This window comes from Paracoccus sp. S-4012, assembly GCF_009674885.1.
Lineage (GTDB): Bacteria > Pseudomonadota > Alphaproteobacteria > Rhodobacterales > Rhodobacteraceae > Paracoccus.
The window spans coordinates 191,711-214,517 of sequence record NZ_WKKA01000004.1 but is presented as its reverse complement, the minus strand read 5'-3'; the positions used below and the strand labels follow the sequence as shown (position 1 = coordinate 214,517).

The following is a 22,807-nucleotide window of genomic DNA, read 5'->3' as shown; positions in this document are numbered from 1 at the left end:
GGCCTAGCTGATGCAAACTGATGCTGAAACGATAGGGTTGGCGATCTGCTCATGCAGGTTGCCGGGTTGAAGCCTAATGGAGGGGCCTTTCCGGCCACGTTCCGCCGCTTCGACCGGGACGGTGTTTCCGACTTCATGCAACGGGTCACTACGGTGCATCTGAGCGCCCTTTGTCAGGCGATCGAGCACCAGGAGGTCGTCCGCCGGTTGAAGATCGGGTTCGTGCGTCCGGCGATTCCTCGCCGGGAAGCGGAATCGACCTCTGCCGAACCGCAGACCTGCCAAACTTCCTCCGATCCTGAGGCGACCGTGCCCGGCTTCATTGCTGTTGCAGATTTCGAATAACTGCCCGCAGGCGGCGCTTTCCGTTTGCCGAAGTCGCGTTTGTTGCCTTACATGGAAGCAGGCGCCATTCAGACTTCGACAGGGGTACATGGAGTCGAGGTTCGCCGCCAACCCAGAGGGCCGTCAAGCGGAAAACAATGACTGACCTGCCTGCGATTGCCAGAAAACGCTTATGGCAACACCGGGGCGGCCGCCGCCTGCGGAGCGTGGCCGATGCTCTGCGCGCGCGCCTCGGTGGTGCCGCGCGTGATGCGGGACATCCGGCTTTCGCGATTCCGCTGCCCGGTCCCGCGCGTATCGAGAACGTGGTGCTGCATGGCCGCGACGGCTGGCTGTTCCTGTGGACCGGGACTAACGACGTCCACCAGCTCTACACCACGCCGCATGCTTTCGGCACCGACGCGGCGGACGGCTGGGTGGCGCTGCTCGGCGCGCGGCGGCGCCGCTTCGAGGCCATGGGGGCCCAGTATCGGCACCTGATCGCGCCCGACAAGCTTTCGATCTTTCCCGAACATGTCCCGGCGGCCATGCCGTATTTCGGGCGCCACCCGGCGCTGCAACTCGCCCGAAGGCTTCAGGGCGACCCAATCCTGGTCGATGTGCTGGAGCCGCTGCGCGGGTCGCTCGCGACGGTCGCGGCACGCAGGCAGGCGGCGCTGGAGGGGGACGTGCCGGATACGGGAGAGCCGCTCCTTTACTACCGCACCGACAGCCACTGGACCTTCGAGGGGGCGCTGGTCGCGTTCCGGGCGCTCTGCGCAAGCCTCGGCGTCACGCCGCCGCCGCTGGAGGAACGGGGCCATCGCGGCGTTCGGCCGATGGCCTTCGATCTCGGGCGCAAGCTCGATCCGCAGGTGACGGAACTGCCGCGTTTCCCGCGCCTGCTGCGCGATGCCGCACGGATCGCGGCGAACGCGCAGGCTGAGGACAACGACCGCGGCGTCCTGCCGCTGAAGCTGGTCGGCACCCATGTCGCCTTCCGCAACGACAGCCCCGCGGCAGACCCGCGCCGCGTGGTTCTGTTCGGCGACTCCTTCTCGGAATACCGCCCCGTCGGCCTGACGGGCATGCTGGCCGAGACCTTCCGCGAGGTCCATTTCGTCTGGTCCACCAACTGCGACACGGGCTTCATCGACGCGCTCCGCCCCGACATTGTCGTGACCGAGATCGCCGAGCGCTTCATGACCCGCCTGCCGGGCGACGATTATACCGTGCCAGCCTGAGGCGGGTTGCGCCCGGCCTGCGGGACGACGAGGCTCGCCCGGATAAGGCGAGGTGGGGCGATGGACGGAAACGGGTCGCTGGTCGTGGCCGAGGCGCTGGTCAAGTCCTATCGCACGCCCGAGGGGGTGGTGCCGGTGCTCTCCGGCATCGACCTCGCCATCGCGCCGGGCGAGAGCGTGGCCGTCACCGGCGAGTCGGGCAGCGGCAAGAGCACGCTGCTGCATCTGATCGCGGGGCTCGAGCGGCCCGATGCCGGACGGCTGCGGGTGGCGGGGCTGGATCTCGGCGCTGCCGACGATCGCGCGCGGGCGGCGCTGCGGCGGGAACGGGTCGGCCTGGTGTTTCAGCAGTTCAACCTGATTCCGTCCCTCAGCGTCGGCGCGAACCTTGCCTTTCAGGCCCGACTCGCGCGCCGCCATGACCCGGCGCGGGTGGCGGAGCTGGCTTCGGCGCTCGGCCTCGCCGGGTTGATGGACCGCTGGCCCGAGCAGCTCTCCGGCGGGCAGCAGCAGCGCGTGGCCATCGGGCGGGCGCTGGCCTCCGACCCAGCCCTGGTGCTGGCCGACGAGCCCACCGGCAACCTCGACGAGGCAACGGGCGACGCGGTGGCGGCGCTGCTGACGGCGCTGGTGCGCGAGCGCGGCACCACCTTGATCCTCGTCACCCATTCGCGGCGGCTGGCGGCGCTCTGCGACCGGCGGCTGCATCTTCACGCGGGGCGGCTGGCATGAGGACGCCGCTCGGCCCCGTTCTCGGCGCGCTGATGTCGCACTGGCGGCGGCGGCCGCTGCAACTCGTGCTGCTGCTGACGGGGCTGACGCTTGCCACGGCGCTCTGGTCCGGGGTGCAGGCGATCAATGCCGAGGCGCGGGCGAGCTATGCGCAAGCCGCCGACACGCTGGGCCGGGGCCGGCTGGAGCGGCTGGAGCCGCCGCCCGGCGCCGCGCTGACCGATGCCGACTGGGCCGCGGCGCGCCGGGCGGGCTGGGACGTCTCGCCGCTGGTCGAGGGCCGGCTGCGCCTCGGCGAGGTGCGGGTCTCGGTCCTGGGCGTCGAGCCGGTCACCCGCGACGGCGGGCCGGGCGACACCGGCGAGGACCTCGGCGACCTCGCCGGCCCCGGCGCGCTCCGGGCCTTCATCACCCCGCCGGGCCGCGGCTGGGCCACGCCCGAGACCATCGCCGGGCTCGGCCCCGACGCGCCCCTGGACCTCGTGGCCGACCCCGACGCGCCGCGGAACACGCTGGTGGTGGATGTGGGGATCGCGCAGGCGCTGCTGGGGATGGAGGGGCGGCTCACGGCCATGACCCTCGCCCCCGATTCGATGCCGGGCCTCGTGCCCTTGACCGACCTGATCCCCGGCCTCCTGCGCCACCCGCCGGGCGGCGGCGATGCCGACCCGGCGGCGTTGACCGCGAGTTTCCACCTCAACCTCACCGCCTTCGCGCTGCTGAGCTTCATCGTCGGCCTCTTCATCACCCAGTCCGCCGTCGGCCTCGCCTTCGAGCAGCGCCGCGGGCTGGTCCGCACCCTGCGCGGCATCGGGGTCGGCCTCGGCACGGTGCTGGGCGTCATGGCGGCGGAACTGGCGCTGATGGCGCTGGTGGCCGGCGCGTTGGGTGTCCTGCTCGGCTGGGCGATGGCGGCGGCGCTGATGCCGGGGGTCGCGGCGACGCTTTCGGGCCTTTACGGCGCCGAGGTGGGCGCCGGGCTGGCGCTGCGCCCCGGCTGGATCGCCTCAGGCCTCGGCATGGCGCTGCTGGGAACCGGCATCGCCGGCGCGCGCGGGCTGGTCGGGACCGCGCGGCTGCCGCTCCTCGCCGGGGGGCAGGCGGCGGCATGGGCGGTCGCGGCGGCGCAGGCCTTGCGCTGGCAGGGGATCGCGGCGCTGGCGCTGCTCGCCGCGATGCCGCTGGCGCTGGCCTGGGGCGGGCTGGTCGCCGGCTTCGCCGCGATGGCCTGCGCGCTGCTCGCCGCAGCGTTGATGCTGCCGGTGGTCCTCGACGCCGCGCTGCGCCTTGCCGGGCGCCGCGTCCGCGGGGTTCTGGGCGAGTGGTTCGTCGCCGACACGCGCCAGCAGCTCTCGGGCCTCACGCTCGCGCTCATGGCGCTGATGCTGGCGCTGGCCGCCAATATCGGCGTCGGCACCATGGTCGGCAGCTTCCGCGCGACCTTCACCGGCTGGCTCGACCAGCGGCTCGCGGCCGAGCTCTATGTCACCGCGCGCACCGAGGACGAGGCCGCCGCGGTCCGCGCCTTCCTTGCGGAGGAAGCCGACGCCGTCCTGCCGATCTGGAGCGTGGACGCCCCCCTCGGCGGCGTGCCCGGCCGGGTCTACGGCATCGTGGACCATGCCACCTACCGCGACAACTGGCCCCTGCTCGACGCCGTGCCGGGGGTCTGGGACCGCCTCGCGGCAGGGCAGGGGGTGCTCGTCAACGAGCAGATGGCGCGCAGGCAGGGCCTCGCCCTGGGCGATCCCGTGGACCTCCCCGGCGGGGCGCAGCCAATTCTCGGCGTCTATTCCGACTACGGCAATCCGCGCCCGCAGGCGATGCTGGGCATGGAGGATTTCCTCGCCCGCTTCCCCGCGGCGCCGCGGCTTTATCAGGCCGTCCGCATCGCCCCCGCGCGCGCCCCCGCCCTCACCGACGCGCTGATCGAGCGCTTCGACCTGCCGCCCGGCGCGATCGTCGATCAGGCCCGTGCCAAATCCGTCTCGCTGCAGATCTTCGAGCGCACCTTCGCCGTCACCGGGGCGCTGAACCTGCTGACGCTGGGCGTGGCGGGGATCGCGCTCTGGGCCGGGCTGACGACGCTCGCCGCCATGCGGCTGGGGCAGCTGGCGCCGGTCTGGGCCTCGGGCCTGCCGCGGGCGCGGCTGGCGCGGATGGAGCTTGGCCGGACGCTGCTGCTGGCGGCGGGGACGGCGGTCTATGCGGTGCCGGTGGGGCTGGGGCTGGCCTGGATGCTGCTCTCGGTGATCAACGTCGCGGCCTTCGGATGGCGGCTGCCGATGCAGCTGCAGCCGGGGCTGATCCTGCAACTGGGGCTGGCGGCGCTGCTGACGGCGCTGCTGGCGGGGGCCTGGCCCGCGTTCCAGCTCGCGCGGCTGACACCGGCGCGGCTGCTGAGGGTGTTTGCCGATGAGCGTTAGGGCAGCCGCTGCGACGCCGGGGGCTTCGCGCCCCCGGACCCCCGCGGGATATTTTTGGACAGAAGAAATGCTGGCGCTTGTCCTGTTGCTCGCCGCCGCGCCCGCCTTTGCGCAGGAGGGCAGCGGGTTCGCGGGCCTCGGCACGGAGGTCGAGGGTTTCGCGCTGCCCGACCCGGCGGCCACACTGGAATTCCCGCGCGATCACGGGGCGCATCCCTCCTTTCGCATCGAATGGTGGTATCTCACCGCCAACCTGACCGGCGCCGACGGGCAGGATTACGGCGTGCAATGGACCCTGTTCCGCTCGGCCCTCGCGCCCGAGGGACCCGGCAAGGGCTGGGCCACGCCGCAGGTCTGGATGGCTCATGCGGCGGTGACGACCGCCGGCTCGCAGCACGTGGCCGAGCGCTTCGCCCGCGGCGGCGTCGGGCAGGCTGGGGTGGAGGCGGCGCCCTTCGCCGCATGGATCGACGAGTGGCGCATGGCCGCGGCCGAGGGCGGCACCGGCATCGACCGGCTCGAGGTCAGCGCCCGCGGCGAAGGCTTCGCCTACCGGCTGGAGGCCGAGGCGCAGGGGCCGCTGGTTCTGCATGGGGCCGGGGGCTACTCGGTCAAGGGGCAGGGCGGGCAGGCGAGCCATTACTACAGCCAGCCGTTCTACACCGTCACCGGGACGCTCTCGCTGCCCGCGGGCGAGGTCGCCGTCACCGGCACCGCCTGGCTCGACCGCGAGTGGTCCAGCCAGCCGCTCGACCGCAGCCAGACCGGTTGGGACTGGCTGGCGCTGAGCTTCGACGACGGGCGGCGGCTGATGGCGGCGGAGGTGCGCGGCCTGCGGCCTTTCGTCTTCGGCAGCCTGATCGGGGCGGATGGCAGCGTCGCGTCGCTCGACGGCAGCGATCTCGGGATCGAGGCCGGGCCGGGCCGGGTGCCGGCCCGCTTCCGCGTGACGGTGCCAGGGGCCGGTATCGACGTCACCGCCGAGGCGGTGAACCCCGAGGCCTGGATGACGACCTCGGTGCCTTACTGGGAGGGGCCGCTGCGGGTGAGGGGCAGCGCGACGGGCCGCGGCTATCTGGAGATGACCGGGCGTCCGAGGCCGGGCGGATAAGAAGCGCGGCAGTTTGCGGTTGCGGATCGGAGGCGGCCGGGGCAGGCAGGCGCCACCGGTTCAAGGAGGACGCGCAGATGCGGTTCGGCGATCTCGACCACATGCCGCTGGCGGAGTTCGTGGCCTCGGCGCCGCAGGAGGCGCTGTGGTTCTTCGTGCATGTGCCGAAGACCGCGGGATCGTCCTTCTCGGCCGAACTGGCCCGCGACATGCGGCCCTACACCAACGTGCATGTGACCTATGGCGAGAAGGCGGGCGTCGCGCGCGAGGCGCGCGAGGCGGCGCTTCAGGCCTTCATCGCGGGCGACCGCATCGCCTCGGCGCGATCGGCCTCCGGCCACATGCCGTTCAACGTCTCCGCCTGCCTCCGCGAGACGCGGCCGGATACGCAGTATTTCTCGATCCTGCGCGCGCCGGTCGCGCGGGTCGTGTCGGACTACCGCTATCAGCGCACCCCGGCCCATCCCTCCTATCGTGAGTTCATCGACCGCTTCGCCTCCATCGAGGACTGGATCGGGTCGGCTGGCGTCCAGAACAAGATGGCGAAGTTCCTCACCGGCCTGCGGCAGCCGTCGATCGAGGAGACGCTGCGGATCGTGGACGAGGATTACGCCTTCATCGGCTTGCTGGAAATGTATCCGATGTCGTTCAACCTGCTGTTCTCGCTCATGGGCGTGGACGGAAAGCAGCCGGAGGAGCACCGGCGCAAGACCCCGGACACCGACGACACGCGGGTCGAGATGACGCCGGCGCTGGAACGCCGGATCAAGGAGCTGAACGCCGTCGACGTGGCGCTCTATGAGCATGTGCGGCGGCGGCTGCGGTCGCATCGCGAGGCGTGGCAGGCGATGCGCCGCGAGCGGGCGGCAGCGGCACGGCGGGCAGGGCGGGGGAACGCCAGACCGGCGGACCGCGGCGATGCCTCCGTCGAGATCGGCAGCGGCGGCTGAAGCCGCCCGCTACTCGGCCGGTGCCGGCATGGAACTGCCGGTGCCTCGGCCGGCCGCCTCGACACGTCCCGGCGCGTCCAGATCGCGCCGGCCCGTCAGCCGCCGCACCGCCAGATAGAGCGCCGGGACCAGCAGCCCACCCAGCAGCGTGGCCATCGCCATGCCGCCCAGCACCACCACCCCGATCGCGTTCTGCGCGTTCGCGCCGACGCCGGTGGCCCGCGCCAAGGGCAGCACGCCCAGCATGAAGGCGAAGCTGGTCATCAGGATCGGGCGCAGGCGCAGGCGCGCGGCCTCCATCACCGCGGCGCGGGGGCTGCGGCCCTCGCGTTCGAGCGCGCGGGCGAATTCGACGATCAGGATGGCGTTGCGCGCCGCGAGGCCGATGGTCGTGAGGATGCCGACCTTGAAATAGACGTCGTTGGCCTGCCCGGCCCAGAGCGCCGCCAGCAGCGCGCCCAGCACGCCGATCGGCACCGACAGCATCACCGACACCGGCAGCGCCCAGCTTTCATAGAGGGCGGCGAGGCCGAGATAGACCACCAGCACCGAAAGCGCGTAGAGCATCGGCGCCTGCGCGCTCGACTGCCGCTCCTGATAGGAGATGCCCGTCCAGGCCGCGCCCCAGCCGCCGGGGACCTGCGCCACCAGCTCCTCCATCCGCGCCATCGCCTGGCCGGAGCTGACGCCCGGCGCCGGGGCGCCCGAGATCTGCTGCGCCGCTGCCCCGTCCATCCGCGACAGCCGCGGCTGGACCGCCACCCAGCCGGTCGAGGCGAAGGCCGAGAAGGGCACCATCTCGCCCTGGCGGTTGCGCGCATACCAGCCGTCGATGTCGGCCTCCTGCATGCGGAAGGGGGCATCGGCCTGCACGATTACGGGCCTGATCTGGTCGTTGAGGATGAAGTCGTTGACGTTCGTGCCGGAAAAGATCGTCGCGAGCATGGCGTTGACCTCGGCGATCGGCAGCCCGAGGCTTTCGGCCTTCTGGCGGTCGAGGTCGATCCTGAGCGCCGCCTCGGCCTCGGCCCCGCGGGCGTTGATCGTGGTCAGCATCGGGTCGGCCTCAGCCAGCCCGACGAGCGCCTCTGTCGCCTCGGACAGCGCCTCGTTGCCCTGCCCTGCCTGATCCAGCAGATACATCTGGAAGCCCGAGGTGTTGCCGAGGCCCTGGATCGCAGGCGGCTCGTTCACCGTCACGGTGCCCGCGCGGTCGCCCGGGAAGGCGGCGTTGGCGCGGGTGGCAACGGCGGAGGCTGACAGGGCGTCGCCCTTGCGCTCGGAGAAGTCCTTGAGCCGCACGAAGAGGGTCGCGCTGTTGGCGCTGCTGCCCTGAAAGCCGAAGCCCGCCGCGGCATAGACCGAGGCCACGGCATCGGCCTCCTCCTCCAGCAGATAGGTCTCGACCCGGTTGGCCAGCGCCAGCGTCTGCTCGGCGGTGGAGCCTTCGGGGAGGCGGATGGAGGTCATCAGCACGCCCTGATCCTCGGGCGGGATGAAGGACGGCGTGATGCGCTGCCAAGCCTGCCACGCGACCAGCGAGATGGCGAGAATGGCGATGACGGCGAACGCGGGACGCCGTGCGAAGAACGCCGCGATGCGCAGATACAGGGCTGCCAGCCGGTCATAGGCGGCGTTGAACCCCCGCGCGAGCGCGTTGGGGCGGCCGGTGGCGGGCTTCAGCATCGTCGCTGCCATGGCCGGCGACAGGATCAGCGCGACCAGCACCGACAGGATCATGGCGGTGACGATCGTGACCGAGAACTGGCGGTAGATCACCCCGGCCGAGCCGCCGACGAAGGCCATCGGCAGCATCACCGCCACCAGCACCACGGCGATGCCGATCAGCGCGCCGGTGATCTGGTTCATCGAGATGATGGTCGCCTCGCGCGGGGGCAGGTGCTCGTCGTGGATGATGCGCTCGACGTTCTCGACCACGACGATGGCGTCGTCCACCAGCAGGCCGATGGCGAGGACGAGGGCGAACATGGTGATGGTGTTGATCGAGTAGCCCATCGCCGCGAGGACCGCGAGCGTGCCCGCGAGGACCACCGGCACGGCCACCAGCGGGATCAGGGTCGCGCGCCAGCTCTGCAGGAAGACGAGGATCACCAGCACGACGAGGACCACGGCTTCGGCCAGCGTCAGATAGACCTTCTGGATCGACTGCTCGACGAAGGGCGAGGTGTCGAAGGCGACGCGGAACTCCACCCCCTCGGGCAGGGCCGGGGCGAGACTGTCGAGCGCCGCGCGCACGTCCTGCGCCACGTCCACCGCGTTCGCGCCCGAGGCGAGGTTCACGGCGAACCCCGCCGCGGGCAGGCCGTTGTAGCGCGAGTCCGCGCCGTAGCTCTGCTGGCCGATCTCGACCCGGGCCACGTCCGCGAGACGCACCGTGGCGCCGTCGGCCTCGGTCTTGAGCAGGATCTGCTCGAACTCGTCGACGCCGGTCAGCGTGGATTGCGCGGTCACGGTGGCGGTGAACTGCTGGCCGTCGACCGTGGGCGAGGTGCCGAGGCTGCCGACCGAGACGGTCGTGTTCTGCGCCCGCACGGCGTTCGTCACGTCGGTCGGGGTCAGCTGAAATTGCACCAGCCTCAGCGGATCGAGCCAGATCCGCATGGCGTAGCCGGAGCCGAAGATGTCGAGCGCGCCGACCCCCTCGACCCGCTGCACCGGCCCGCGCACCGTCGCCTCGAGGATGTCGCCGAGGCGGATGGTGTCGTAACGCCCGTCGGTCGAGACGACGGCGCCGACCATCAGGATCGACGAACTCGAGCGGGTGACGTTCACGCCGCGGTCCTGGACGGCGTCGGGCAGCGCCCCCTCGATCGCGCGCACCCGCGTCTGCACCTCGGCCAGCGCGTCCTGCGGCTCGATCGAGCCGTCGAAGACGAGCGTCAGGAAGGCCGAGCCGCGGTTCGAGTTGGAGGTGGTGTAGAGCAGCCCCTCGAGCGCCGTCAGCCCGTCCTCGATCACCCGCGTGACCGAGTTCTCGACAGCTTCGGCGGTGGCGCCCGGATAGCCGGCCGAGACCCGGATCGTGGTCGGCGCGATGTCGGGATACTGCGACACCGGCATCGAGACGAAGCTCACCGCGCCGATGAGCATGGCGGCAAGCGCCAGGACCCAGGCGAAGACCGGACGGTCGACGAAGAACCGCGCCATCTCAGCCCTGCGCCTCCGCGCCGTTGATGAGGCCCATGAGCCGCTGCCAGCGGCGCTGCGCGCCCTCGGCGAAGGTCTCGCCGGGGGCGAGGCCGATGAAGCGCCGGACACGCTCGCCCAAGCCCTCCGCGACGGGTGCCTCGGCCGCGGCGGCGACCGGCGGGGCAGGGCGCGCGGGGCGCCCCTCCGGCTCGTCCGTGACCACCACGCCGCGCTCGTCCAGCGTGACCGGCACCGGGATCACCTCGGCCCCGTCGCGCAGGTTCGAGAGGCCGTCCACGATCACCGCCTCGCCGGGTTCGACGCCGCTGGTCACGGCCCAGGCGTTGTTGAAAACCCCGGCCTCGGTCAGTTCGACCCTGACGGCCCGGCCCTCGCGGGCGACGAAGGCGCTGAGGCTGCCGTCGGCGAGGCGGCTGGTCGCGCGCTGCGGCACGAGGACCGCGTCGATGGTGGCGAAGGTCATCTCGACGCGCAGGAACTGGCCCGGCAGCAGCAGGTGGTCCGGGTTCGGGAACTGCAGCCGCATCTCGACCGTGCCGGTGCTGGTCGAGACCGCGGCGCCCGCATCCACGATCCGGCCCTCGGCCTCGTAGCGCCGCCCGGTGTCGAGCGTCAGGCTGACCTCGGGCGGATCGAGCGCCCGGATCTCGCCCGCGGCGATCTGCTGGCGGGCCTCGGTAAGGCGGCTGCTGGAGGCGGCCACGTCGACGTAGATCGGGTCTAGCCGCGTGACCATCGCCAGGGGCTCGGCCTGGTTGGCGGTGACGAGGGCGCCCACGGTCACGGCGGGGCGGGTGGCCTCGCCCTCGATCGGCGCGCGGATGGTGGCGCGGTCGCGCTCGAGGCGCGCGGCCTGCACTTCGGCCTCGGCCCCGCGCAGGTTCGCCTCGGCGGCCGAGAGCGCCACCTCCGCCGCCTCGAGATCGGCGACCGAGACCCCGCGCCCCTCGATCTGGCGATAGCGGGTTACGGTCGCCGACGCGCCGTCGAGCGCGGCCTGCGCCCCGGCCACCCGCGCCTCCGCGGCGGCCAGCGCGGCATCGAGGCTGCCGATCTCCAGCCGGAACATCGGCTGCCCGGCCTCGACATGCTCGCCCGCGCGGAACGTGATCTCGTCGATGACGCCGCCGATGCGCGGGCGCACGGCGGCGGTCTCGAAGGCGGTGGCGCGGCCGGGCAGGGTGACCGATTGCGGCACCTCCGACACGGCGGCCTCGATGACGCCGACCTCGCGCGGCCCGGCCTGCGGCCCGCCCCGGGGCTGCGCGGCGAGCGGCGCGGCCAGCGCCAGCCCCGCGGAAAGCAGGAGGGCAGGCGCGCAGATGCGTCGAACGGGCGGGAAAAACGGCATCAGACCCCGGCTCATGATGGATCGGCGCAATGTTGGCAGCGGCGGGCCGAATGTCGAGACAAAGGAGTGTCACCGATTGTCGCCGCGCCGCGCAGCACCCCTCACAATGCCGGGGATTGCCGCCCCCGTGGCGGGCCGGGAAACGGGACGCGCGGGATACGTTCGCATGACCGGCAGCCAGAACGCCCGGGACCGCCGACAGAACGTCGCGTCACTGCGGTGAAGCCATATTATACGGCAACGTGTGCGGCGAATTGTCTGGAAACGGAGGGCATTCGCGGCCCGCCCCGCCTGCCAAACCGGTTGACAGGAGACCGGGCGATTGCCTAGCGTCATTTCCAACGCCCCGCCTGTGGGCCCAGACCAACCTAAGCTGATGGGGCCTGCTTGAGCGTCGTTTCCACCGACCCCGAAATCGTGCTGAGCGCGCGTGGGCTGACCAAGGAATTTCGTGGATTTGCAGCGGTGAGCGATGTCGATCTCGACGTTCGCCGCGGCACGATCCACGCCCTGATCGGTCCCAACGGCGCCGGCAAGACCACCTGCTTCAACCTGCTGACCAAGTTCCTGCAGCCGACCCGCGGGACGATCACCTATCTCGGCCGCGACATCACCGGGCTGCCCCCGGCCGAGATCGCGCGGCTGGGCGTGATCCGCTCGTTCCAGATCTCGGCCGTGTTCCCACACATGACCGCGCTCGAGAACGTCCGCATCGCGCTGCAGCGCCGGCGGGGCGAGAGCATGGACTTCTGGCGCTCCGACCGGGTGCTGCGCAGCCTCAACGGCCGCGCGCTGGAGTTGCTGGAGGATGTCGGCCTGACCGCGTTCGCGCGCACCCCGGCGGTCGAGATGTCCTACGGCCGCAAGCGCGCGCTGGAGATTGCGACGACGCTGGCGCTCGACCCCGACATGCTGCTGCTGGACGAGCCGATGGCCGGCATGGCGCATGAGGACGTCGACCGCATCGCCGAACTGGTCAAGCGCATCTCCAGGAATCGCACCATCCTGATGGTCGAGCACAACCTCTCGGTCGTGGCCTCGCTGTCGGACCATATCACCGTCCTTGCCCGCGGCCGGGTGCTGGCCGAGGGCGACTACGCGACCGTCTCGAAGGACCCGCGGGTCGTCGAGGCCTATATCGGGGCCACCCATGACTGACGCATCCGGGTCGCTCCTGACGGTCGAGAACCTGCAGGGCTGGTATGGCGAGAGCCATGTCCTGCACGGTATGAACCTGCACGTCCGCGAGGGCGAGGTGGTGACGCTGCTGGGCCGCAACGGCGCCGGCAAGACCACCACGATCCTCGCGCTGATGGGCATCCTCGCCAAGCGCACCGGCTCGATCCGCTTCGCCGGGACCGAGACGATCGGCCTCGCCGCGCGCCAGATCGCGCGCCTCGGGATGGCGATCGTCCCGGAGGAGCGGGGCATCTTCGCCTCGCTCTCGGTGGAGGAGAACCTGATGCTGCCGCCGACGATCAAGCCGGGCGGCATCGGCGTCGAGCAGATCTTCGAGCTGTTCCCGAACCTGCGCGAGCGGCTGACCAGCCAGGGCACCAAGCTCTCGGGCGGCGAGCAGCAGATGCTGGCGATCGCCCGCGTCCTCAGGACCGGCTCGCGGATGATCCTCATGGACGAGCCGACCGAGGGTCTCGCCCCGGTGATCGTCCAGCAGATCGGCCGCACCATCTCGCGGCTGAAGGAGCAGGGTTTCACCATCGTGCTGGTCGAGCAGAACTTCCGCTTCGCGGCGTCGGTGGCCGACCGCCACTATGTCGTCGAGCAGGGGCGGGTGATCGACGAGATCGCCAACGCGGAACTGGAAAGAAACATGGACAAGCTTCACGGCTACCTCGGGGTCTGAGGTTGCCGGTCAAGAAGGCGTCGGCCCAGGCCGATTCAACGGGAGAGAAGACCACATGAATATCAAGCTTGCACTCGCGCTTTCGGCGACCGCCATGCTGATGGGCGGCACCGCGATGGCGACGGACGTCAAGATCGGCGTGCTGAACGACATGTCAGGCGTCTATGCCGACATTTCCGGGATGGGCTCTGTCGTCGCCGCGCAGATGGCGGTCGAGGACTTCGGCGCGGCCGAGAAGGGCATCAACGTCGAGATCGTCTCGGCCGACCACCAGAACAAGCCCGACGTCGGCTCGACCATCACCCGGCAGTGGTACGACCAGGAAGGCGTGGACATGATCGTGGACGTGCCGACTTCGTCGGTGGCGCTGGCGGTCAGCGAGATCACCCGCGAGAAGAACAAGATCCACATGAACACCGGCGCCGGCACCACCGAGCTGACCGGGCCGCAGTGCTCGCCGAACACCATCCACTGGCTCTACGACACCTACGCGCTGGCCTACGGGACCGGCTCGGCCATGGTCGCCGAGGGTGGCCAGACCTGGTTCTTCATCACCGCCGACTACGCCTTCGGCCACTCGCTGGAACAGGAGGCGAGCAACGTCGTGACCAAGGCCGGCGGCGAGGTTCTGGGCTCCGTCCGCCATCCGTTCCCGGGCCAGGACTTCTCGTCCTTCCTGCTGCAGGCGCAGTCCTCGGGCGCCGATGTGATCGGCCTCGCCAACGCGGGCGGCGACACCATCAACGCCGTCAAGCAGGCGTCGGAGTTCGGCATCACCCAGGGCGGTCAGGACCTCGCCGCGCTGCTGATCTTCATCACCGACATTCACGCCCTCGGCCTGCAGACCGCGCAGGGTCTGGTGCTGACCGAGCCCTTCTACTGGAACCTGAACGACGGCACCCGCGAGTTCGCGCAGCGCTTCGGCGAGCGTCACGGCGGCGCCATGCCGACCGCCGACCATGCCGGCGTCTATTCCGCGGTCACGCACTACCTGAAGGCGGTCGAGGCGACCGGCGGCAAGGAGACCGAGGCGCTGCTGGGCTCCATGCGCGAGATTCCGGCCGACGATCCGCTGCTCGGTCCCGGCGAGATCCAGGCCAACGGCCGCAAGATCCACGACATGTACCTGTTCCGGGTCAAGGCCCCGGACGCGTCGGAAGGGCCGTGGGACTATTACGAGACCGTCGCCACGATCCCGGCCGCCGAGGCCTTCAAGCCGGTGGCCGAGTCGGGCTGCCCGCTGGTCAACTGAGCCCGTGAATGCAGGGGGCGGGCATGGCTCCGCCCCCGGCTGAAAAGGTCCGCACCATGTTCGAGCTTCTCGGAATCCCGCCACAAGCGCTGTTCGGCCAGCTCCTGCTGGGGCTGATCAACGGCTCGTTCTACGCCCTGCTCAGCCTCGGGCTGGCGGTGATCTTCGGGCTGCTGAACATCATCAACTTCGCCCACGGCGCGCAGTACATGATGGGCGCCTTCGTGGCCTGGATGCTGCTGAACTACATCGGCATCGGCTACTGGTGGGCGCTCATCCTGTCGCCGCTGATCGTCGGTGCCACGGGGGTCATCATCGAGCGGTTGATGATCTCGCGGCTCTACAAGCTCGACCACCTCTACGGGCTGCTGCTGACCTTCGGCCTCGCGCTCATCATCCAGGGCCTGTTCCGCGACCAGTACGGCATCTCGGGCCTGCCCTACCAGATTCCGTCGCAGCTGGCCGGCGGGCAGAACCTGGGCTTCATGTTCCTGCCGAATTACCGCGGCTGGGTCGTGGTCGCCTCGCTCGTCATCTGCCTCTCCACCTGGTACGTGATCGAGCGCACGCGGCTCGGCGCCTATCTCCGCGCCGCGACCGAGAACCCGACGCTGGTCGGCGCCTTCGGCGTCAACGTGCCGCGGATGATCACGCTGACCTACGGCTTCGGCGTGGCGCTGGCGGCCCTGGCCGGGGTGCTGGCGGCGCCGATCTACTCCGTCAACCCGAACATGGGCGCCGACCTCATCATCGTCGTCTTTGCGGTGGTGGTGATCGGCGGCATGGGCTCGATCATGGGCGCCATCATCACCGGCTTCGGCCTCGGCCTGGTCGAGGGGCTGACGCGGGTCTTCTACCCCGAGGCTTCCTCGGTCGTCATCTTCGTCATCATGGCCATTGTTCTGCTGGTGAAGCCTGCCGGCCTGTTCGGGAGGGAAGCCTGATGGAACTTCGAGAGGACGTCCCCGCGGGCTCGACCGCGGCCATCCCGCATGACGACCAGGGCGCCGGCCGCCTGCACATGGCGCTCTTCGCGGTGCTGCTCGTGCTCTTCGCGATTGCGCCGATGTTCTTCTACCCCGTGTTCCTGATGAAGGTGCTGTGCTTCGCGCTCTTCGCGGCCGCCTTCAACCTGTTGCTGGGCTACGGCGGCCTGCTGTCCTTCGGCCATGCCGCGTTCTTCGGCTCGGCCAGCTACATCAGCGCCTATACCGCCAAGGTCTGGGGCGTAACGCCCGAGGTCTCGGTCATCCTCGGCGCGATCACGGCAATGATCCTCGGCGTGATCGTCGGCTCGCTGGCGATCCGGCGGACCGGGATCTACATGACCATGATCACGCTCGCGCTCGCGCAGATGGTCTATTTCGTGGCCCTGCAGGCGCCCTTCACAGGCGGCGAGGACGGCATCCAGTCGGTGCCGCGGCGGGCGCTGTTCGGCGTCCTGGCCATCAGCCCGGACCGCACCTTCTACTACTTCGTGCTGATCGTCGTCTTCGCCGCGGTGCTGCTGATCTACCGCATCGTGCACTCGCCCTTCGGCCAGGTGCTGAAGGCGATCCGCGAGAACGAGGCGCGGGCCATCTCGCTCGGCTACCGGGTGCAGCGCTACAAGCTGGCGGTGTTCGTCATGTCGGCGACGCTGGCGGGGGTCGCGGGCGCGACCAAGGCGCTGGTCTTCCAGCTCGCCTCGCTGACCGACGTCTACTGGACCATGTCGGGCGAGGTGGTGCTGATGACGCTTCTGGGCGGCATGGGCACAGTCTTCGGACCGCTGGTCGGCGCCGGCCTGGTGGTGACGCTGCAGAACTACTTCGCGAGCTTCGGGGCCTGGGTCACGATCATCCAGGGCGTGATCTTCGTGATCGGCGTGCTTCTGTTCCGCGAGGGGATCGTCGGCATCATCGCCAAGTGGATCCGCCGGCCCCTGTGACGTGGCCGCTGCCTGTGACGTGATCGTCGAAGGACGCGTTTTTGCCCGGCAGTGCGCTTGTCGCGCCGCCGGGCTTCGCTTAAACGAACCCTCAACCACGCTGCGAAACACCGCCCGCACGCCCGAGTGTCCGACGCCGCGGCCCCCCCGACGCCGGAATCCGGCCGGGGGGCGCCCGCTCCGGTCTGCGCGCCGACGCGGTCTGCTGCGGCCCGACCGCCGGCCCGGCCGGCCCTTGCGCGCCTGAGAGGGGGACGACGACCGGAATGATCGCCGAGAACCTCCTAACGCTGCTGGTCGTCCTGCCATTCCTCGGCGCGGTGCTGGCGGCGACCATGCCCGACGAGGCCCGCGACGCCCTCGCCGCCGCCGCTGCGATGACGATGCTCGCCATGCTGGGCGTCCTCTTCGCGCTGCAAGGCTGGGTCGCGGAGGGCGGCACCGTCGCATCCAGCGTCCGCTGGCTCGACAGCCTCGGCCTGAACCTGCGCTTCCGCATCGACGGCTTCTCCTGGCTGATGATGGTCATCGTCGCCGGGATCGGGCTGATGGTGGTGATCTATGCGCGCTACTACATGGGCCCGCAGGAGGCCTTCTCGCGCTTCTATGCCCTGATCCTGGCCTTCACCGGCGCCATGTCGGGCGTCCTGATGTCAGGCAATATCATCCTGCTGGCGGTGTCCTGGGAACTGACCAGCGTGGTCTCGTTCCTGCTGATTTCCTACTGGCACCAGAGGCCGGAGGCGCGGCGCGGCGCCCGCGTGGCGCTGAGCGTCACCGTTGCCGGCGGCCTCTGCCTGCTCGTCGCCATGCTGATGCTCGGCCATGTCGCGGGCAGCTACGAACTCGACGTGGTGCTCGCCTCCGGCGCGCAGGTGCAGGCGCACCCGCTCTACCCGACGATCCTGACGCTGACGCTCCTGGCCGCCTTCACCAAGTCGGCGCAGGTGCCGTTCCACTTCTGGCTGCCGAACGCGATGGCGGCGCCGACGCCGGTCTCGGCCTATCTGCATTCGGCGACCATGGTGAAGGCGGGCGTCTTCCTGCTGGTGCGCTTCTTCCCGGTCCTCGGCGGCACCGAGCCGTGGTTCATTGTCGTCGTCGGCACTGGCATGATCACCATGACCCTCGGCGGCATCGTGGCGCTGATCAAGCAGGACCTGAAGGGCCTGCTGGCCTATTCCACCATCAGCCATCTGGGGCTGATCACGGCGCTTGCGGGGATCGGCAGTCCGGCCGCGATCGTCGCGGCGATCTTCCACATCGTGAACCATGCCGTCTTCAAGGCCTCGCTCTTCATGGCCGCGGGGATCGTCGACCACGAGACCGGCACTCGCGACATGCGCCGCCTCTCGGGGCTGCGCCACTGGATGCCGGAGACGACGGTCCTGGCGGTGGTCGCGGCCGCCGCCATGGCCGGGGTGCCGCTGCTCAACGGCTTCCTGTCCAAGGAGATGTTCTTCGAGGCCGCGACGGCCTGGAACAACGACAGCCTGCTCGACGCGGCGCTGCCCTATATCGCCACCTTCGCCAGCATGTTCTCGGTCGCCTATTCGCTGCGCTTCATCCACACGGTCTTCTTCGGCCCCAGGGCCACGGACCTGCCGAAGATGCCCCCGCACGAGCCGCCCGCCGCGATGCGCCGGCCGCTGGAGCTGCTGGTGCTGATCTGCCTCGGCGTCGGCATCTTCCCGCAGTTGCTCCTGGGCGGCGTGCTGCGCGATGCCGCGCTTGCCGTGCTGGGCGAGGCCACGCCCGAGTTCAGCCTCAAGCTCTGGCACGGGTTCAACGTGCCGCTGATGATGAGCCTCGCGGCCTTCATCGCCGGGACGCTGATCTATGTCCTCGGCCGCTCGTGGCTGAACAGCCGGGCCGGCGACGAGGCCGGGCCCGGGCGGTTCGAGGCGCTGCTGGCCTATGAATGGGTGATCCAGGCCGTGACCGTCACCATGCCGCGGCGGCTGCATGCGCTGACCACCGCGACCAGCCTCCAGGGGCAGCTGCTCGCGGTGGTGCTGATAGCCATCGCTGCCGCGGTGGCGGTCATTCCCGGCACCGTCTGGTGGCCTTCGAGCCCGGTCTTCGGCCTGCCGGAGAGCGTCTTCGCGATGCTCTGGGGGTTGGGCGCGCTTTGCGCCGTGGGCACCGCCTGGCAGGCCAAGTATCACCGCTTCGCCGCGCTCGTCATGCTGAGCGGGGTCGGGCTGATGACGGTGATGAGCTTCGCTTGGCTCTCGGCCCCCGACCTCGCGGTGACGCAGCTGGTGGTCGAGATCACGACCACGATCCTGCTGCTGCTGGGCTTGCGCTGGCTGCCGCAGAGGAACGCCGACATCCCCGGCGACAACGACTGGCCCTCGCGCGCGCGGCGCAGCCGCGATCTGGTGATCGCGATCATCGGCGGCGGCGGCATGGCCGCGATCTCCTACGCCGTGATGGCCGCGCCATCAGTCCCGAGCGTCGGCGACTGGTTCCTCAGGAACGCCTATGGCGAGGGCGGCGGGACCAACGTCGTCAACGTGATCCTGACCGACTTCCGCGCCTTCGACACGCTGGGCGAGATCGTCGTCCTCGGGATCGTCGCGCTGACCGTCTTCGCGTTGCTGCGCCGCTTCCGCCCGGCGCCCGAGAGCGCGCATCCGCCCAAGCCGCAGGAGGGCGATGTCAGCCTCGAGGACATGATCTTCGTCCCGGCGCTGCTGATGCGCTGGATGTTCCCGGTGACGGTGATGCTCGCGGCCTATTTCTTCCTGCGCGGGCATGACCTGCCGGGTGGCGGCTTTGCGGCGGGCGTGACCCTCGCCATCGGGCTGACGCTGCAATACATCGCCACCGACGTGCGCTGGATCGAGGCGCGCATGGTCGTGCTGCCGATCCGCTGGATCGCTTTCGGCGTCTGCCTCGCGGCGGTGGTCGGCTGCGGCTCGTGGCTGTTCGGCTACCCGTTCCTGACCGCGCATGCGCAATACGTCACCTTCCCCATCGTCGGCCGGGTGCCGGCGGCGACGGCGATGGTCTTCGACCTCGGGGTCTTCGCGGTGGTGCTGGGGTCGGTGACGCTGATCGTGATCTCCATCGCCCACCAGTCGCTGCGCGTCGGCGGCCACCGCTCGCGCCCGCCGGCCGACATCGCGGCCGCCCAGGCGGCCGATATCGCCGCCGCGCGGGCCGCCGCGAAGCAGGAGGCGGAGCCGGCGGCATGACCCTGATCCTCGCCCTCGCCATCGGCGTCCTCATCGGCTCGGGCCTGTGGCTGCTGCTCCGGCCGCGGACCTTTCAGGTGATCTGCGGGCTGCAGCTGCTGTCCTACGGGGTCAACCTGTTCATCTTCGGCGTCGGCCGCCCGGTCGTCGGCGCGCCGCCGGTGATGCAGAAGGCGGGCTTCGTCGATCCTTCCGCCTATGCCGACCCGGTGCCGCAGGCGCTGGTGCTGACCGCGATCGTCATCAGCTTCGCCACCACGGCGCTGTTTCTGGTCGTGCTGCTCGCCGCCCGCGGCGCCACCGGCACTGACCACGTCGACGGCCGGGAGCGTCGGCCATGATCCGTTCCGTCCAGCTCACCCCCGAGCATCTGCTGATCGCGCCACTGCTGATCCCGCTGATCGCGGGCGCGTTCATGCTGTTCTACGACGACCGCCGCCGCTGGATGAAGTTCGGCCTCGGCCTCATCTCGGTGCTGGCGATGGGGGCGGTTTCCTGGCAACTGCTGGGCCGCGCGGGCGAGGACGCGCTGCTGCGCGTCTACCTGCTCGGCAACTGGCCGGTGCCGATGGGGATCGTGCTGGTCCTCGACCGGCTCTCGGCCATGATGGTGATGCTGACGGCGTTCCTGGCGTTGCCGGCGCTGATCTATGCCGCCGCCGGCTGGCAGGGGAAGGGGCAGCATTTCCACTCGCTGTTCCAGTTCCTGCTCTTCGGCATGAACGGCGCCTTCCTGACCGGCGACATCTTCAACCTGTTCGTGTTCTTCGAGGTGATGCTCGCGGCCTCCTACGGCCTCGTCCTGCACGGCTCGGGCGCGGCGCGCATTCGCGCAGGGCTGCACTACATCGCCATCAACCTGACCGCCTCGCTGATGTTCCTGATCGGCGTCGCGCTGATCTACGGCGTGACCGGCACGCTGAACATGGCCGAGCTGTCGCAGCTGGTCCCGCACCTGACCACGGCCGAGCGGCCGCTGTTCCATGTGGGCGCCGCGATCCTCGGCATGGCCTTCGTGACCAAGGCGGCGATCTGGCCGCTCTGCTTCTGGCTGCCGCGGACCTATACCGCGGCATCGCCCCCGGTGGCGGCGATCCTGGCGCTGATGTCGAAAGTGGGCGTCTATGCGGTCCTGCGGCTGGCGCTGCTGTTCTTCGCGCCGCAGGGCGGGGCCTCGGCGGGATTCGGCGGGCCGGTCCTGCTGACCTTCGGCATGGCGACCATGGTCTATGGCGCGGCGGGGGTGCTGGCGGTGGACGGGCTGGCGCGCAAGGCGGGCCATATCGCGCTGATCTCGTCGGGAACGCTGATCGCGGCGACCGGGGTGGCGCTGCTGGGCGGCGGGCCGCGGATGCTGGGCGGCGCGCTCTTCTATCTCGCCGGATCGACCATGGCGGTGAGCGCGCTGTTCCTGATCGACGAGATGGTGACACGCAGCAACGAGGCCGATCCCGAGGATGCCGCGCGCGAGGAGGCCGAGGACGCCGCCCGCATCGCCGCGGCCGAGGAGCTGGAATGGGGGCCGATGGGCCTCGGCGCGGTCGAGGACGACGACGCCCCGGCGGTGGCGTTGCCGGGATCGCTGGTGACGGTCGGGACGCTGTTCGCCGCCCTCGCCGCCGTGCTGGCGGGGATTCCGCCCTTCGCGGGCTTCATCGGCAAGTTCGCGATGGTCTCGGGCCTGATCGGCGGCGCGAGCGAGGCGACGAGCGTGCCGCCGGTGGCGTGGATCTTCGTGTTCGTCCTCTTCGCCTCGGGCTTCGCGGTGCTGCTGGCGCTGCTGCGCTTCGGCATGGCGCGGTTCTGGGTCGCGATCGAGGATCGCCCGCGGATCCTCGTGCTGGAGATCGCGCCCGTGGCGATCCTGCTGGCCGGGCTGTTGATGATGACGCTGCTGGCCGACCGGGCGATGACGCTGACGCTGACGGCCGCGGACGGGCTGCTCGAGGGGCGCTACGCGGCCACGGTGATGGCCGTGCGCCCGGTCGATCCCGCCGCCGCGCCCGAGGATGACAGCCGGGACGTGGCGCCATGAACGAGCTTCTGCGCCGCCCGCTGATCTCCCTCGGCCTCGTGGTGCTGTGGCTGGTGCTGGCCGGCTTCAGCATCGGCCACCTGATCCTCGGCGTCCTGATCGCCTGGCTCGCGACCCTCGCGATGCGCCCGCTGGAGCTACCGCTGAGCCCGATCCGCCGCTGGCGGCCCTTCATCCGCCTCATCGGCGTCGTCTTCGTGGACATCATCAAGTCCAACATCGGCGTGGCGCAGGTGATCCTCGCCGGGCCGGACTCGGCCTCGCAGCGGTCCGGTTTTCTCGACCTCGACCTCGAGCTGCGCGATCCGAACGCCCTCGCGCTGCTGGCGATCATCGTGACCTCGACGCCCGGAACCGCCTGGATCGACTATGATCCGGTGCAAAACCGGCTTCTGCTCCACGTCCTCGACCTCACCTCGCCGGAGGAATGGCGCGGCATCATCAAGGGGCGTTACGAGCGGCTGCTGCGGGAGACATTCGAATGATCCATGCCTTGCTCGTCTTCGCGCTCGACTACGCGTCGGTCGCCCTCGGCCTCGGCTCGGTGCTGGCGAGCTGGCGGCTGATCCGCGGCCCGCGGGCGCATGACCGCGTCCTCGGGATCGACACGCTCTACATGAACATCATGCTGCTGACGCTGGTCATCGGCATCCGCAGCGGCAGCCCGTTCTTCTTCGAGGCGGCGGCGGTCATCGCCATCCTCGGCTTCGCCACCACCGCGGCGCTGGGCAAGTTCCTGCTGCGCGGCGAGGTGATCGAATGACACATCTCGACAGCCTCCACCCCGCCATCGCGCTGATCGCGGCCGTACTGCTGATCATCGGCGCCACGCTGACGGTGATCGGCAACCTCGGCCTCGTGCGGCTGCGCAGCTTCTACGAGCGGCTGCACGCGCCCACCCTCGGCACCAGCTGGGGCACCGCCTCGACGATCATCGCATCGGCGCTGATCTTCAGTTCGCTCGGCAGCCGGCTGGTCGTCCACGAGCTGGCGATCGGCGTCTTCGTGATGGTGACCATGCCGATCGCGCTGCTGCTCCTCGGCCGTGCGGCCTATCGCCGCGATCCGGGCAAGGCGCCGCCGAGCGGGCGGCCGGCCAAGCCGATGCGCGAGGACGAGCAGCCGGTTCCCTGACGGCCGATTCGACGCGTCAGCTGTCACACCTTCCCGTGACGCAGCGTCCATGGCAGTCTCGAAGAGGCGAGCGGAGTCCC

19 protein-coding genes are annotated in these 22,807 nt (G+C 70.3%); 17 read left to right on the top strand and 2 right to left on the bottom strand.

The genetic code is table 11. The annotated features are described in order from the left end of the window. Positions 1-51: 51 nt before the first annotated feature. The 6 genes from GI374_RS07885 (at position 52) to GI374_RS07860 (ending at position 6,787) form a co-directional block, all read left to right on the top strand. Positions 52-345: a hypothetical protein gene (locus tag GI374_RS07885; RefSeq protein WP_154336477.1), complete on the top strand. Its 294-nt coding sequence runs from the start codon at positions 52-54 to the stop codon at positions 343-345. 206 nt (positions 346-551) lie between these two features. Beyond that, on the top strand, positions 552-1,568 hold the full coding sequence (locus GI374_RS07880; protein ID WP_370515224.1) for a hypothetical protein: 1,017 nt from the start codon (positions 552-554) through the stop codon (positions 1,566-1,568). 60 nt (positions 1,569-1,628) lie between these two features. Continuing rightward, complete coding sequence (locus tag GI374_RS07875) at positions 1,629-2,300, top strand: ABC transporter ATP-binding protein (RefSeq protein ID WP_154336475.1); 672 nt, start codon at positions 1,629-1,631, stop codon at positions 2,298-2,300. After that, positions 2,297-4,726, top strand: a complete 2,430-nt coding sequence (locus GI374_RS07870; RefSeq protein WP_154336474.1) for an FtsX-like permease family protein — start codon at positions 2,297-2,299, stop codon at positions 4,724-4,726. Before GI374_RS07875 ends, GI374_RS07870 begins: the two co-directional genes overlap by 4 nt. 67 nt (positions 4,727-4,793) lie before the next feature. Then, on the top strand, positions 4,794-5,837 hold the full coding sequence (locus tag GI374_RS07865; protein ID WP_154336473.1) for a lipocalin-like domain-containing protein: 1,044 nt from the start codon (positions 4,794-4,796) through the stop codon (positions 5,835-5,837). 77 nt (positions 5,838-5,914) lie between these two features. Further along, the gene (locus GI374_RS07860; protein ID WP_154336472.1) at positions 5,915-6,787 is read left to right on the top strand and encodes a sulfotransferase family 2 domain-containing protein; all 873 of its coding nucleotides are present in this window, start codon (positions 5,915-5,917) and stop codon (positions 6,785-6,787) included. Positions 6,788-6,796: 9 nt separating this feature from the next. Here GI374_RS07860 and GI374_RS07855 read toward each other — a convergent pair whose 3' ends face one another. Both GI374_RS07855 and GI374_RS07850 read right to left on the bottom strand, forming a co-directional pair. Beyond that, positions 6,797-9,955: a multidrug efflux RND transporter permease subunit gene (locus GI374_RS07855; protein ID WP_154336471.1), complete on the bottom strand. Its 3,159-nt coding sequence runs from the start codon at positions 9,953-9,955 to the stop codon at positions 6,797-6,799. Between the two features lies 1 nt (position 9,956). Further along, positions 9,957-11,309, bottom strand: a complete 1,353-nt coding sequence (locus GI374_RS07850) for an efflux RND transporter periplasmic adaptor subunit (protein WP_154336470.1) — start codon at positions 11,307-11,309, stop codon at positions 9,957-9,959. Between the two features lie 387 nt (positions 11,310-11,696). Here GI374_RS07850 and GI374_RS07845 point away from each other — a divergent pair, with 387 nt between their 5' ends. The 11 genes from GI374_RS07845 (at position 11,697) to mnhG (ending at position 22,727) form a co-directional block, all read left to right on the top strand. After that, positions 11,697-12,467 (top strand): ABC transporter ATP-binding protein, encoded by a 771-nt coding sequence (locus tag GI374_RS07845; protein ID WP_229582925.1) that lies wholly within the window; start codon positions 11,697-11,699, stop codon positions 12,465-12,467. After that, a complete protein-coding gene (locus GI374_RS07840) occupies positions 12,460-13,173 on the top strand; it encodes an ABC transporter ATP-binding protein (protein ID WP_154336469.1) in 714 nt (237 codons plus the stop codon). Before GI374_RS07845 ends, GI374_RS07840 begins: the two co-directional genes overlap by 8 nt. A 55-nt stretch (positions 13,174-13,228) precedes the next feature. Next, positions 13,229-14,425 (top strand): ABC transporter substrate-binding protein, encoded by a 1,197-nt coding sequence (locus tag GI374_RS07835; protein ID WP_154336468.1) that lies wholly within the window; start codon positions 13,229-13,231, stop codon positions 14,423-14,425. Between the two features lie 56 nt (positions 14,426-14,481). Then, a complete protein-coding gene (locus GI374_RS07830) occupies positions 14,482-15,369 on the top strand; it encodes a branched-chain amino acid ABC transporter permease (RefSeq protein ID WP_154336467.1) in 888 nt (295 codons plus the stop codon). Next, positions 15,369-16,355, top strand: a complete 987-nt coding sequence (locus tag GI374_RS07825; protein ID WP_154336466.1) for a branched-chain amino acid ABC transporter permease — start codon at positions 15,369-15,371, stop codon at positions 16,353-16,355. The genes GI374_RS07830 and GI374_RS07825 overlap by 1 nt, the downstream gene beginning before the upstream one ends. A gap of 266 nt (positions 16,356-16,621) precedes the next feature. Next, complete coding sequence (locus GI374_RS07820; protein WP_154336465.1) at positions 16,622-19,558, top strand: monovalent cation/H+ antiporter subunit A; 2,937 nt, start codon at positions 16,622-16,624, stop codon at positions 19,556-19,558. Continuing rightward, the gene (locus tag GI374_RS07815) at positions 19,555-19,899 is read left to right on the top strand and encodes a Na+/H+ antiporter subunit C (protein ID WP_154336464.1); all 345 of its coding nucleotides are present in this window, start codon (positions 19,555-19,557) and stop codon (positions 19,897-19,899) included. Before GI374_RS07820 ends, GI374_RS07815 begins: the two co-directional genes overlap by 4 nt. Next, positions 19,896-21,593, top strand: coding sequence for a monovalent cation/H+ antiporter subunit D (locus GI374_RS07810; RefSeq protein ID WP_154336463.1), 1,698 nt, complete (start codon positions 19,896-19,898; stop codon positions 21,591-21,593). The genes GI374_RS07815 and GI374_RS07810 overlap by 4 nt, the downstream gene beginning before the upstream one ends. Continuing rightward, positions 21,590-22,078 (top strand): Na+/H+ antiporter subunit E, encoded by a 489-nt coding sequence (locus tag GI374_RS07805; protein WP_154336462.1) that lies wholly within the window; start codon positions 21,590-21,592, stop codon positions 22,076-22,078. Before GI374_RS07810 ends, GI374_RS07805 begins: the two co-directional genes overlap by 4 nt. After that, positions 22,075-22,356 (top strand): K+/H+ antiporter subunit F, encoded by a 282-nt coding sequence (locus GI374_RS07800; protein WP_154336461.1) that lies wholly within the window; start codon positions 22,075-22,077, stop codon positions 22,354-22,356. Before GI374_RS07805 ends, GI374_RS07800 begins: the two co-directional genes overlap by 4 nt. Continuing rightward, complete coding sequence (gene mnhG, locus GI374_RS07795) at positions 22,353-22,727, top strand: monovalent cation/H(+) antiporter subunit G (protein WP_154336460.1); 375 nt, start codon at positions 22,353-22,355, stop codon at positions 22,725-22,727. Before GI374_RS07800 ends, mnhG begins: the two co-directional genes overlap by 4 nt. Positions 22,728-22,807 lie beyond the last annotated feature (80 nt).

Bases quoted from the DNA above. Each gene is read 5' to 3' on its own strand.
- GI374_RS07885 (WP_154336477.1), top strand. From the start codon at position 52: ATGCAGGTTGCCGGGTTGAAGCCTAATGGAGGGGCCTTTCCGGCCACG.
- GI374_RS07875 (WP_154336475.1), top strand. From the start codon at position 1,629: ATGGACGGAAACGGGTCGCTGGTCGTGGCCGAGGCGCTGGTCAAGTCC.
- GI374_RS07870 (WP_154336474.1), top strand. From the start codon at position 2,297: ATGAGGACGCCGCTCGGCCCCGTTCTCGGCGCGCTGATGTCGCACTGG.
- GI374_RS07865 (WP_154336473.1), top strand. From the start codon at position 4,794: ATGCTGGCGCTTGTCCTGTTGCTCGCCGCCGCGCCCGCCTTTGCGCAG.
- GI374_RS07860 (WP_154336472.1), top strand. From the start codon at position 5,915: ATGCGGTTCGGCGATCTCGACCACATGCCGCTGGCGGAGTTCGTGGCC.
- GI374_RS07855 (WP_154336471.1), bottom strand. From the start codon at position 9,955: ATGGCGCGGTTCTTCGTCGACCGTCCGGTCTTCGCCTGGGTCCTGGCG.
- GI374_RS07850 (WP_154336470.1), bottom strand. From the start codon at position 11,309: ATGCCGTTTTTCCCGCCCGTTCGACGCATCTGCGCGCCTGCCCTCCTG.
- GI374_RS07840 (WP_154336469.1), top strand. From the start codon at position 12,460: ATGACTGACGCATCCGGGTCGCTCCTGACGGTCGAGAACCTGCAGGGC.
- GI374_RS07835 (WP_154336468.1), top strand. From the start codon at position 13,229: ATGAATATCAAGCTTGCACTCGCGCTTTCGGCGACCGCCATGCTGATG.
- GI374_RS07830 (WP_154336467.1), top strand. From the start codon at position 14,482: ATGTTCGAGCTTCTCGGAATCCCGCCACAAGCGCTGTTCGGCCAGCTC.
- GI374_RS07825 (WP_154336466.1), top strand. From the start codon at position 15,369: ATGGAACTTCGAGAGGACGTCCCCGCGGGCTCGACCGCGGCCATCCCG.
- GI374_RS07820 (WP_154336465.1), top strand. From the start codon at position 16,622: ATGATCGCCGAGAACCTCCTAACGCTGCTGGTCGTCCTGCCATTCCTC.
- GI374_RS07815 (WP_154336464.1), top strand. From the start codon at position 19,555: ATGACCCTGATCCTCGCCCTCGCCATCGGCGTCCTCATCGGCTCGGGC.
- GI374_RS07810 (WP_154336463.1), top strand. From the start codon at position 19,896: ATGATCCGTTCCGTCCAGCTCACCCCCGAGCATCTGCTGATCGCGCCA.
- GI374_RS07805 (WP_154336462.1), top strand. From the start codon at position 21,590: ATGAACGAGCTTCTGCGCCGCCCGCTGATCTCCCTCGGCCTCGTGGTG.
- GI374_RS07800 (WP_154336461.1), top strand. From the start codon at position 22,075: ATGATCCATGCCTTGCTCGTCTTCGCGCTCGACTACGCGTCGGTCGCC.
- mnhG (WP_154336460.1), top strand. From the start codon at position 22,353: ATGACACATCTCGACAGCCTCCACCCCGCCATCGCGCTGATCGCGGCC.